The 11739-nt window shown below is 61.0% G+C and carries 11 protein-coding genes; 6 read left to right on the top strand and 5 right to left on the bottom strand.

Features of this window, described 5'->3' with window-relative positions; translation table 11 throughout:
- The first annotated feature begins 69 nt into the window (after window positions 1-69).
- Window positions 70-546 carry a L,D-transpeptidase family protein gene (locus tag ACSSVQ_RS10820; RefSeq protein WP_454182987.1) on the top strand — a complete coding sequence of 159 codons (477 nt, stop codon included), beginning with the start codon at window positions 70-72 and terminating at the stop codon, window positions 544-546.
- Here ACSSVQ_RS10820 and ACSSVQ_RS10815 read toward each other — a convergent pair.
- Window positions 533-1240, bottom strand: coding sequence for a YggS family pyridoxal phosphate-dependent enzyme (locus ACSSVQ_RS10815; protein WP_454182985.1), 708 nt, complete (start codon window positions 1238-1240; stop codon window positions 533-535). The genes ACSSVQ_RS10820 and ACSSVQ_RS10815 overlap by 14 nt on opposite strands.
- Before the next feature lie 31 nt (window positions 1241-1271).
- Between ACSSVQ_RS10815 and ACSSVQ_RS10810 the strand changes: the two genes are divergently transcribed.
- Window positions 1272-1937: a thiamine phosphate synthase gene (locus tag ACSSVQ_RS10810; protein ID WP_454182983.1), complete on the top strand. Its 666-nt coding sequence runs from the start codon at window positions 1272-1274 to the stop codon at window positions 1935-1937.
- On the opposite strand, the gene ACSSVQ_RS10805 is transcribed toward ACSSVQ_RS10810, so the two are convergent.
- The 3 genes from ACSSVQ_RS10805 to ACSSVQ_RS10795 form a co-directional block, all read right to left on the bottom strand.
- The gene (locus ACSSVQ_RS10805) at window positions 1928-2767 is read right to left on the bottom strand and encodes a sulfotransferase domain-containing protein (RefSeq protein ID WP_293324222.1); all 840 of its coding nucleotides are present in this window, start codon (window positions 2765-2767) and stop codon (window positions 1928-1930) included. The two genes, ACSSVQ_RS10810 and ACSSVQ_RS10805, sit on opposite strands and share 10 nt — an antisense overlap.
- A 51-nt stretch (window positions 2768-2818) precedes the next feature.
- Window positions 2819-3658 (bottom strand): sulfotransferase domain-containing protein, encoded by an 840-nt coding sequence (locus ACSSVQ_RS10800; protein ID WP_454182981.1) that lies wholly within the window; start codon window positions 3656-3658, stop codon window positions 2819-2821.
- Between the two features lie 123 nt (window positions 3659-3781).
- Window positions 3782-4963 (bottom strand): porin, encoded by a 1182-nt coding sequence (locus ACSSVQ_RS10795; RefSeq protein ID WP_293324226.1) that lies wholly within the window; start codon window positions 4961-4963, stop codon window positions 3782-3784.
- 760 nt (window positions 4964-5723) lie between these two features.
- Here ACSSVQ_RS10795 and ACSSVQ_RS10790 point away from each other — a divergent pair.
- From ACSSVQ_RS10790 to holA, 4 genes are all read left to right on the top strand, one after another.
- A complete protein-coding gene (locus ACSSVQ_RS10790; RefSeq protein ID WP_454182979.1) occupies window positions 5724-6344 on the top strand; it encodes a DUF3576 domain-containing protein in 621 nt (206 codons plus the stop codon).
- 119 nt (window positions 6345-6463) lie between these two features.
- Entirely contained in the window at window positions 6464-9079 is a 2616-nt protein-coding gene (gene leuS, locus ACSSVQ_RS10785) for a leucine--tRNA ligase (RefSeq protein WP_454182977.1), read from the top strand.
- 13 nt (window positions 9080-9092) lie between these two features.
- Window positions 9093-9635, top strand: coding sequence for an LPS assembly lipoprotein LptE (gene lptE / locus ACSSVQ_RS10780; RefSeq protein WP_454182975.1), 543 nt, complete (start codon window positions 9093-9095; stop codon window positions 9633-9635).
- Between the two features lie 9 nt (window positions 9636-9644).
- Complete coding sequence (gene holA / locus ACSSVQ_RS10775) at window positions 9645-10673, top strand: DNA polymerase III subunit delta (protein ID WP_454182973.1); 1029 nt, start codon at window positions 9645-9647, stop codon at window positions 10671-10673.
- A gap of 54 nt (window positions 10674-10727) precedes the next feature.
- Here the strand turns inward: holA and ACSSVQ_RS10770 are convergent, their stop codons facing one another.
- Entirely contained in the window at window positions 10728-11636 is a 909-nt protein-coding gene (locus ACSSVQ_RS10770; RefSeq protein WP_454182971.1) for a ParB/RepB/Spo0J family partition protein, read from the bottom strand.
- Window positions 11637-11739 lie beyond the last annotated feature (103 nt).

Below are 11739 nucleotides of genomic sequence, written 5' to 3'. Positions count from 1 at the left end.
TAATCTTCCGCCATGGACAGACTGAGCGACATAAACGTAACGGCAAAACCGGGTGCCAGGACGGGCCGGTTGACGGCGGGAAACCACGACTTCCCCTGTGCCATTGGCAGGACCGGGCTTGCCGGAGAAAAACGAGAAGGCGATGGCGGCACGCCGATCGGCACCTTTCCGCTTCGCGAGCTCCGCTACCGGCAGGACCGCCTGGCCGCGCCGGAAACCGGCCTGCCCCTGATCCCTATCGGGCCGAAGGATGGCTGGTGCGACGCATCCGCCGATCCTGCCTATAACCGGCCCGTGGACTTCCCCTATACCGCCAGCGCCGAACAGATGTGGCGCGATGACCACCTCTACGATCTGGTGATCGTGGTGGGCTATAATGACGATCCCGTCGTGCCCGAGGCGGGCAGCGCAATCTTCATTCATCTGGCAAAGGAAGAGAATGGCGAACTCCAGCCCACCCAGGGCTGTGTCTCGCTGCGCCTCGACGACATGCTGGCGCTTCTGGCACGCATTGACGACGAGACTGTAATTTCTATTTCCGGTTAGGGCCGGTCCGGCTGCCGAAAATGGCACTCCCAACGCGCACATGAGTCGCGCCGCAGGCAATTGCGGCTTCATAGTCGCCGCTCATGCCCATGGAGAGTTTCTCCAACCCGTTGCGCCGCGCGATCTTTTCCAACAACGCAAAATGCAGCGCCGGTTCTTCGTCGACCGGCGGAATGCACATCAGGCCCTCGACCTCGAGTTGCCATTCGCCCTTGCAGGACGCGATGAAGTCATCGACCTCGGCAGGCAGCAGCCCGGCCTTCTGTTCCTCTTCACCCGTATTCACCTGAACGAAGAGCCGAGGAAGCGACGCGCCCTTCTCGCGCTCCTTCACCAGCGCACGCGCAAGCTTTTCGCGATCGAGCGTGTGCATGACGTCGAAAAGGGTCAGCGCCTCTTTCACCTTGTTGGTCTGCAGCGGACCGATCAGGTGAAGTTCGATATCGGCGAAATGCTCTTTCAGTGCCGGCCACTTGCCCTGCGCTTCCTGCACACGGTTCTCGCCGAAAACACGCTGTCCGGCTTCCAGCACCGGCAGAATGGCTTCCGCATCGAACGTCTTGGAAACAGCGATCAGCGTCACCGCCGCCGGATCACGTCCGGCCTCGCGCGCTGCCGCAGCCAGTTTCTGCCGCACCCCGGCCAGGCGCGTCACCGCCGTTTCCTCTTTATGCGCCGCGTCGTTCCGTGCCATTTATACCCTCTCGTTCAGGAGGTCGAAGCTAGTGCCGCAAGGCTCCGAAAACAAGATATCCACGCCCAGCGCAGCCCTCATCGCGCGCGCGGCGCATCGCTTTGGCGCGCATGGCGCCCCCGCTGTGATCGGCATGACCGATCCCGCCCGCCTGCCCGATCCGGAACGGGCACTGGCCGCCCTGCCACCCGGCAACATCCTTATCTGGCGTGCCTATGGTGAAGCCCTTTCCCGTCGGGACGTCCGCCATGTCGCACGGCTTGCGGAAAACAGGAACTGCCTCCTGCTGCTGGCAGGCCAGCCGCGCCTCGCTATACATGCCCATGGCATGCATCTCGCCGAGCGCCGGCTTATCGATCCGTTCACAGATGGTTATCTGATGGATAGGCGGAGCCACCGGCCCGATTTCATCGTCACCGCCGCCGCCCATTCCGAAGTTGCAATCCGCCGCGCAGCAAATACGCAAGTAGATGCCGTTCTGATCTCGCCGGTCTTTGCAACGGAGAGCCATCCGGGCGCGCCCCATCTCGGCGTGATCCGCACAGCGTCGCTCGCCCGTAATGCCTCGGCCCTTGGCCTTGCTGCCTACGCATTGGGAGGCATCACGACAGAGAGCGACGTTCGGCGGCTGACGCAAACCGGCGTTACCGGCATCGCCGGGATCGGCTTTCTGCAGGCGGGAAACCGTCAGGCGTAATCTTCCGGGATATACCCGAAGCGTTCCATCTGTTCGCGATGATCGGAAATGATCCGGCGGATCTGTTTTTCGGTCAGCTCTTCGCGCCACTGGCCGACCTGCCCCTTGCGGAAAAACGATTCCGCATGATCCGGCCGTTCGTTGAACCCTTCCTCTTTCTCCAGAGCCTTGAGCGTTTTGAAGGACGAATTAGCGATAGCGCGTTCCAGCCGCTCCGGCGGCGTATTCAAACCGAGGAACCGGACAACAGAACCAAATGCCTCAGTCGGTTTCTCGAGCATATCCTCATATCTCAATACGAGAAGTTGCGGACTGGGATGCTCTGTCCAGCTTCTCACATTCTCCGACCACGTATTATAGCGTTCGGGAACATGGCTATCCGTCTTTGCGACGCCACCCTCCGAGCTACCCATGATCTCGATTGTTTCGTCAATAGGTCGAGCGAAATGATCGCGCGCCGACAAGACCACATCTAGAGGATTGCGAACCATATAGATGGCGCCGGCAGTCACGTTCAGATTGACGAGCGGATACCCAAGCCAATCGCCCATATAGTTATGAGTCTTGACGAACACGGAGTCCGGACTGGCAAACGTGAAGTCTGCCTGAACAGCGCTCCGGATCTTCATGACATCCTGGAGCGTGACCTTCTCCCACGGCTTCTGAATGCGCCGGCGATAATGCGTCGACGTAACCTCACTGATGCAAAATCGCGTCAGTTCATTGAGGCTTACAGGCTTTTCCGCATTCATCAGAAAATTGTGAAGAAAAGTCCGCATCCAAGTGTTGCCGGACTTGGGATAGGACGCGAGCCAGATTAGCCCTCCCATGTTTCTTCTCCTTCCCTCCGCATTCGCCAATGAACGATAGTCAGTCGGTCGTCAGGCATAATCTTTCGGTACATAGTCGAACCGCTCCATCTGCTCCCGGTGGTTATCTATCACGCGGCGAATTTGCTTGGGCGTCAGTTTCTCTTTCCACTGCTCCGCCTTGCCTTCTCTGAAAAACTTGTCCGAAGCTTTTGATTTCTCCTGAAAACCCGACTTTTCTTCCTGAGCTTTCAATACCTTGAACGACGAAAACTTGATGGCACGCTCAAGTCTTTCAGCGGGCGGTTTGAGCCCAAGGAATCCCGCCACCTGCTTGAAGTGTTTACGTGGTTTGCGGATCAGATCTTCGTACCGCACCACGAGCAATTGAGGGTTCGGATTTTGCGTCCAGCTCTGAACATGAAACGACCACGAAGAAAGATATTCAAATACGTGACGATCATTTCCACCGGTCATGGCATCCGGGTCGGACATAAAATCGATTGCTTCGTCCGTCGTAAGACCAAAATGATTGGCGGCGGAAAGCGTAATATCGAGAGGATTACGGACGATATAGATAGCGCCGGCGGTGACATCCATATTGTGGATGGGATAGCCAAAAGACTCGCCCAGGAAATTATGCGTCTTGACGAAAACAGAGTCGGGAAAAGCTGTCGTGAAGTCTTGATGGACAATCGGCCGGATGGCTGCCAGCTCTTCGGGGGTTAGATCGCCGACAGTTTTCGGCGCACGTGGCGCATACCAACTCGCGTCGGACTCCCCCAAACAGAAATCCGCCATCCTGTTGATATCGACCGGCGTCGAGCCTCCCCTCAGCAAGTTATGCAGGAAACTCCGCATCCAGGTGTTGCCGGATTTCGGATAGGAGGCGAGCCAAATTAACGCGCCCAACGATTTCTCTCCCGTTCACTTCTTGTTTGTGGTCCGGCCCATTATCGAAATCGAAATAGGACCGTACAAACAAAAAGAGAGCGGGCCGAAACCCGCTCTCCAAAAGTCTTGGTTTCGTTCGGATTAGAACGAAACGGCAAGCACGATACCGCCCGACGTCGTGTCGAAGGTCTGCGCACCCGCAGCAGCCTTTTTGCTGTTGAACTGGACGTCGAGACCGAGGTCGACACCAGAACCCAGCGAGTAGCCGCCACCAACCTGCCAAGCCTTCGACTCGGCACCATTGGAACCGAACGTCGAGGTCGCGGAAGAGTCGTCCTGGCTTTCCAGGTAGGCAACGCCAACCGTCCACGGGCCCGTGCCGTAGGACAGACCGACGGTCCAGGTCTTGACTTCGGCACCGGCGTCGGCCAGCGAAGCGACCGGCGTGAACGCACCGTAGTTGGTCGGACCGGCAAGGTCTTCGCTCTGGTACCAGGCACCGCCAAGCGTGAAGCCCATGTAGCCGAGGCTTGCGCCGAAGCCGTATTCCTTCGGATCGGTGTTCGAAGCATTGCCGTCGCCGTCCGTGTAGAAACCGTCGACGCCAAGGTCGACGCCACCGATCGTGCCGGCATAGTTAGCCGCGACTTCGAACACATCCGTCGTCGGGCCAACGCCGCCGCCGCCGGTCAGCTTCGGCAGAACAGTCAGACCGTTCGCGTTCACACCCGTGGTGCTCTGCGTCACGTCAGGCGTGTAGGACACACCGAGCTGGAAGCCGGCAAAACGCGGCGTGAAGTACGACACCTTGTTCGCGTCCGTCGCCATCAGCGAGAAGGTCGTGTTACGTGAAAGACCCGCGCTGCCGACACCGTTGTAGATGTTCGGGGAGTCGACACCGTTACCCGGCACGAACCACGGAGAGGTGTAGTGCATCTTGTAGGCAGCACCGTCCACGCCACCGATTTCGAAACGACCGAAGCCGCCTTCGAGGTAGGCGAAGAGCTGGCGGAACGTCACGCCAGACGGCGCACCGGCATTGGCAAGAGTGTTCCAGTCGCTGCCGAGCATCATCTTGGCGTCGACACCGGCGGTCATGCCGTTGTCCAGCGTGCCTTCGGCGATGATGTCGATGTTACGGGCAACAACGGCAACCTTCGTGTCCTGGTAGGACGTGGCGCCGGTGGAGTCCGCGTCAACGACGTAGAAACCGGTCACGACGGAACCGCTGACCGAAACGGAAAGCGGGTCGCCGGCGAGAGCCGGACCGGCCACCAGGCCGGCAGAGACGAGAGCGGTCGTCCCCAGAAGAATCTTTTTCATGTGTTCCTCGCAGTAGCAGCTAGTGCTGGTCCATTTACAAACCGCCGGGGTTGTCTGAGGCATGCGGGATAAGGAGTTTTCCCCCAACGCTTGCCCAGTCCGCCCGACCGGATCGCAACATTCGCCGGGCCGACAAGGTGCCCCCCGAGCGCGTAGGCTGATTAATCCGTCGATAACCCTCAGGGTCAAGCGCACCCGCCCTTATGACGATGGAATGTCGGTAGATGTTGCCGAAACAGCACAAGCAGGCCCAAGGTAGTTAACGAACCGTTAACGCAAAAGGGTCGCCTCCACCTCCAAACCGCTTGTGCCACAAGGATGTTTTGCCGCCGTGGCGCAATTTACAACGCGAATCAGTACCCCTAATCGGCCCTTTTGCCGTCAAGAAAGCGTCATGGCATGTGGTTATTGCGCAACATATAGGCGACATGCCTAGGCAGTTTGCCTGAAATCTCGGCACACGCGGGGGGCTTGGCGAGCTAGAATACCCGAGATGGCGCGGGCGCGAAAAAGACGGGCGCCGCTGTGGCGTGGGCGTAACGTATCCCGCGCCTTCCCGTGCCACCTCATTTCGCAAACTTAAGGCGCTGCGTGATTGCGGAGAACCGCCATGTCTCGCTATAAAGGCCCGCCTGCAACGGCAAACAGGGCGCTTGCGGGCGGGAGAACGGGTCCAAGGCCGAAGGCGGCGGACATATAATCACGGCACCGGCCGCATCAGACGGCCCGGGGGGCGTAAACAAGAGGCTTGCCGGAACTCATGACCAAGACCGTTGAACGACGCTCGCTGCGTGCAATTTCCGCGACGGGCGGGAAGCTGAGCCACGTCATTCGCTTCGCATTGGCTGCGGCCATTCTGATGACCGCGTCGGTGAGCCTGACCGCCTGCGGCGTCTTCAGCGGCGGTGAACGGCAATATCCCGATACCACCGGTCGCACCGGCCCGACCACCCCCGCGCCCAAGGAAGGCGACCGCCAGACGGTCTTCGGCGAAGGCGGCCTCAACCTCTTTGGCGGCGGCGGCTCCGGCGACAATACGGGCGGCGGTATCGGTGTGAACTCCTATCTGTGGCGCGCCTCGCTCGACACGCTGAGCTTCATGCCGCTTGCCTCGGCCGACCCCTTTGGCGGCGTCATCATCACCGACTGGTATCAGGACCCCAAGGCTCAGGGCGAACGCTTCAAGGTCACGACCTATATTCTGGACAAGCGCCTGCGCGCCGACGGCGTGAAAGTGGCCGTCTTCCGCCAGAAAAAGGATGAGAAGGGCGACTGGGTGGATACACCGGTCGATCAGGTGACCGCCACCAAGATCGAAAACGCCATTCTGGTCCGCGCGCGCGAGCTGCGTATGCGCTCGGTGGAAAACCCGGACAACTGATCCTTTTCCCGCACCGCGCGGCAAGCTATACCTTCCCCGCCCGCCCGGTTCCGCCGGGCGGGCGGTCCGCTTTTTGAGCCCCATTTTCCCTGAACCCGACCAGCGATCGATTTCCGTCAATGTCCAGCCGCTACAATCCCCGCACCAGCGAACCGAAATGGCAGAAGGCCTGGACCGAAATGGCCGCCTTCCGCACCGAAGCCGATAGCGGGGACAAGCCGAAATACTATGTGCTGGAGATGTTCCCCTACCCGTCGGGGCGCATCCATATGGGGCATGTGCGCAACTACACCATGGGCGATGTGATCGCACGCTACCGCCGGGCCCGCGGTTTCAACGTACTGCATCCCATGGGCTGGGATGCCTTCGGCATGCCGGCGGAAAACGCGGCGATGGAAAAGGGCGTCCATCCCAAGGAATGGACCTACGCCAACATCGCAGCCATGCGCGAGCAGCTGAAAGCCATCGGCCTCGCCATCGACTGGGAGCGCGAATTCGCAACCTGCGATCCCGAATATTACGGCCGCCAGCAGGCACTCTTCCTCGACCTGCTGGAGGCAGGTCTCGTGACCCGCAAGAAGAGCACGGTGAACTGGGATCCGGTCGACAATACCGTGCTGGCCAATGAGCAGGTGATCGATGGACGCGGCTGGCGCTCCGGCGCGCCGGTCGAACGGCGCGAACTCGTGCAATGGTTCCTGACCATCACCGATTTCGCCGAAGAGCTGCTTGCCGGGCTGGAAACGCTCGATCGCTGGCCCGAAAAGGTCCGGCTGATGCAGAAGAACTGGATCGGCAAATCGGAAGGCGCCCGCGTATTCTTCCCTGTCCAGGGACTGGCGGACGAACCGGATTACGCGCTGGAAATTTTCACGACCCGGCCCGACACGCTTTATGGCGCTTCCTTCTGCGCCGTGTCCCCGCATCATCCGCTGGCGCAGAAACTCGCCGCGGACAATGAAGAACTGCAGGCCTTTATCCGCAAATGCGATCAGCTCGGCACCTCCGAGGAAGCGATCGAGACGGCGGAGAAAATGGGCTTCGATACCGGGCTCACCGCGCGCCACCCGTTCATCGAAGGGCACACCCTGCCCGTCTATGTCGCCAATTTCGTCCTGATGGAATATGGCACAGGCGCTATCTTCGCCTGCCCAGCGCATGATCAGCGCGATCTGGATTTCGCCCGCAAATATGGCCTCGACGTCATTCCCGTCGTCGCGCCCAAGGACAAGACCGGCGAAGAGCTCGACGCCTGGCTGGCTGAATTTGCCGCCAGGGCGGAGGAGGCTTTCACCGGCGACGGCGTGGCGGTCAATTCCGACTTCCTGAACGGCCTCGACGTGACCGCTGCCAAGCGCGCCGCCATCGAAAAGCTCGAAAGCCTGAACATCGGCGAAGGCACGGTGAACTACCGCCTGCGCGATTGGGGCGTGTCGCGCCAGCGCTATTGGGGCTGCCCCATTCCCGTCATCCATTGCGATGAGTGCGGCACACTGCCCGTGCCGAAGGATCAGCTGCCGGTGACGCTGCCCGACGATGTGACCTTCGATGTGCCGGGCAACCCGCTCGACCGCCACCCGAGCTGGAAACATGTCGACTGCCCGTCATGCGGCAAGCCTGCGCGCCGCGAGACCGACACCTTCGACACCTTTGTCGACAGCTCCTGGTATTTCGCCCGCTTCACCTCTCCGCATGCGGAGGGTCCGGTGGACAAGGCGGCGGCGGAGCACTGGCTGCCGGTGGATCAGTATATCGGTGGCATCGAACACGCGATCCTGCACTTGCTCTATTCGCGGTTCTTCACGCGCGCCATGCGGAAAGCCGGACAGCTCGATCTCGCCGAACCCTTTGCCGGGCTTTTCACGCAAGGCATGGTGAACCACGAAACCTATCGCGACGCCGACGGCAAATGGGTCGCGCCAACGGACGTCGTTGTGGACAATGTCGACGGCAAGCGGTCCGCAAAACACGCCGAAACCGGCGCGCCCGTCTCGATCGGCTCGGTCGAGAAGATGTCGAAGTCGAAGAAAAACACGGTCGATCCCACCGACATCATCGACCAGTACGGCGCTGACACCGCGCGCTGGTTCATGCTGTCCGACAGCCCGCCCGAACGCGACGTCCAGTGGACGGATGCCGGCGCGGAGGGAGCCTGGCGTTTCACCCAGCGTTTCTGGCGTCTGGCGTCGGAAGGCGCGGACGAGCTTTGTCCCGCCGGTACGCCGATGCCGAAGCTCGACGACACGGCCATGGCGCTGCACCGGACCGCACATCAGGCCCTCGCCTCGATCACCGAGGATATCGAGCATCTGCGTTTCAACCGGGCGGTTGCCCGTATCTACGAACTCGCCAATGCGATTTCAGGCTTCAAGACGGAAAACGAGGCCGGGAAATGGGCCCGGCGCGAAGCGCTGGAATTCATGGTGCTCTGCACTGCGCCCATGATGCCGCATCTGGCCGAGGAGTGCTGGTTGGCCCTCGGGCACGAGACGCTGATCGTGGAAACGCCCTGGCCGGTTGCCGATCCGGCGCTGCTGGTAGATGATCGCGTTACGATGGCGGTACAGGTAAACGGCAAACGGCGCGACGAGCTGACCGTGGCCCGCGACGCAGAAAAAGAAGACGTGGAGCGCGCCGCGCTCGCGCTTGAGAAGGTGGAAAGGGCGATCGATGGAAAGACGGTGCGGAAAGTCATCGTGGTACCGGGCAAGATCGTCAACATCGTCGCCAATTGAACGCCTGCGGCCCGTGTATAGGCTGACAAGGCTGGCGCCGCTTCTGGCGCTGTTGGTTCTCGGGCTGGCGCCCGGTCTCACCGCCTGCGGTTTCAGTCCGCTTTACGCCACGCGCGACGGGGATCTGGGCGCAAGCCTGGCCAATGTGAGCGTCGAAGCGCCCGACACCAGGCTCGGCCGCGATCTGAAATACACGCTGATCGACAATCTTCGGGCAGCAGGCAAATCATCCGCCGCGCCGCAATATGTCGTAAAGCTCGCGCCGCGCACCTATGAGGAAGACGTGGCGATCCAGCAGGACGCCTCCGTCACTCGCAAGAATATCGTGCTTTTGGTGAGTTTCACGCTGACCCGACAGGGCGAGGACAAGCCGCTATATAGCTCCCTTGCCCGCTCGCGAACCTCCTACAACCGTGTGGATTCCGAATTCGCCAATATCATCGCTTCGGAAGACGGCCTGCAGCGCAGCACCGAAATGGTGGCCGAAGACATCAAGTTGCAGCTAGGCGTCTATTTCGAAGGCCACAGGACGGCGAAGCAGACGACAGCGAAATAAGGCGCATCCTTGAAAATCAGACCGGCAGAAGCAGACCGTTTTGCCGCCGGACCCGGCGAGGCTATCCGCGCCGTTCTCGTCTACGGCCCCGATAGCGGATTGATCCGTGAGCGGATGAACAAGCTCACCGCCTCCGTGGTGGAAGACCCTTCCGACCCTTTTCGCCTTTGCGACCTGACGGACCAGGAACTTCGGCAGGATCCCGCCCGTCTGTCCGACGAAGCCGCGGCGATCTCGATGCTGGGCGGCCGGCGCGTTATCCGGGTGCGCGGAGCCGGCGACAGCCTCGCTAAAACTATCGAGAGTTTTCTCGCCCATCCCGCGGGCGACGCGCTTGTGCTTGTCGAAGCGGGGGAACTCGGGCCGCGATCGAGCCTCAGAAAACTCTTTGAAGCGACGGAGAATGCCGCCGCCCTGCCCTGTTACGCAGACGATGCACGGGCTCTCGAAACCTTCATCCGCGACACGCTTTCACGCGAAGGGCTGCGCGCCGAGCCCGCCGCACTCGACTATCTGATGAGCCATCTGGGGGCGGATCGCGGGATCACGCGCAACGAACTCGAAAAACTCGTCCTCTATATGAGCGGTGGCGGCGACGTAACGCTTGAAGAGGCGCGCGCCTGCATCGGCGACAATGCCGCTTCGAGCCTTGACGATCTGGTCGACGCCGCGACATCGGGCGATCTTGGCGCGCTAGACACGGCTTTGGCACGCGCCCGGGCAGCAGATGTCAATTCGGTTGCCATATTGAATGCCCTGACCCGTCATTTGCAGCAGCTTCATCTGGCGCTGGCGCGGGTGGAAAAAGGCGGCGACCGGTCCGCAGCGCTCAAATCCATGCGCCCACCGGTTCATTTCAGCCGCCAGGCGATTGTGCAGCGCCAGCTTCAGCTCTGGTCGCGCAAGCGGCTCGATCGGGCGCTCGAGCTTGCGTTGGATGCGGAAAATCTTTGCAAGACGACAGGCCAACCCGACAACTCGGTTTGCGGCCAGACCCTGCTGCGCATCGCACAAGGAGCCCGGGCCGGCAGGCGTTAGGCCGGAATATAAGCCGGTAGGCGTAAAATTTAGGAAAAGGCCGAAAAGGACCGGTCAGCCCATGGGCTGCGGCTTGTGACCGGCCAGACGACGGCAGACTTCATCGAGCTGTTCGAGCGTCTTGTAGGAAATCTTCACTTCCCCGCCCTTGTCGCCCTTGTAGAGGATCTCCACGGCCAGACCGAGATGCTCCGAAACGCTGCGTTCCAGCGCGGCCGTATCGGCATCCTTCTGCATGCGCGCGGATGATCCCGACGATTTTCCGCTCCGGGCGCTGTCGGGCTTTCGGGTCAGCGCTTCGGCGCCTCGCACACTCAACCCCTTGCTCACGATTTCCTGCGCAAGTTTAGGCGCGTCGGAATGACCGATCAGCGTACGCGCATGACCAGCGGTCAGCTTGCCCTCTTCCACCAGGTTCAAAACGGGTTTCGGCAGCGAAAGAAGCCGAAGCGTATTGGCGACATGGCTGCGGCTTTTACCGATGAGCTTGGACAGCGTGTCCTGCGTATACTCGAATTCCGCCATAAGCCGTTCGTAGCCGGCCGCTTCTTCCACCGCGTTGAGGTCGGCGCGCTGGACATTCTCAATGATGGCGATTTCGAGAGACTCAGCATCCGTCAGCTCCTTGACGATGACCGGCACCTGATGAAGCTGCGCGCGCTGCGCGGCACGCCAGCGGCGTTCGCCCGCCACGATCTCGAAGGCGTCGGATTGGCCGGACAGCGTCCGCACCACGATGGGCTGCAATATGCCTTTCTCACGGATCGAGTTCGACAGATCGGCGAGCTCTTCCTCGCGAAAGCGATGGCGCGGCTGAAACGGGTTCGCGCGCAGCGAGGTGATCGGCACTTCGCGAATGCCGGTCGGCTTCGGTGCCTCGGCATCGCCCAGCGCATAAGCGGTATCGTCGCCGATCAGCGCAGCCAGACCACGCCCAAGCCTGCTCGGTGCTTCTTCAGCCATCTCGTCTTCCCTCTCCAATCCCGCCGCGAGTCTTCCCGGCGCGGGGCCCGATGCCATATGCGGTATGGCCGGAACGATTGACCATAAACGGCGGAATAACTGG

This window comes from Parvibaculum sp. MBR-TMA-1.3b-4.2, assembly GCF_053628815.1.
Note: the sequence above shows the minus strand (reverse complement) of the source record. Positions and strands in the feature narration are given on the sequence as shown.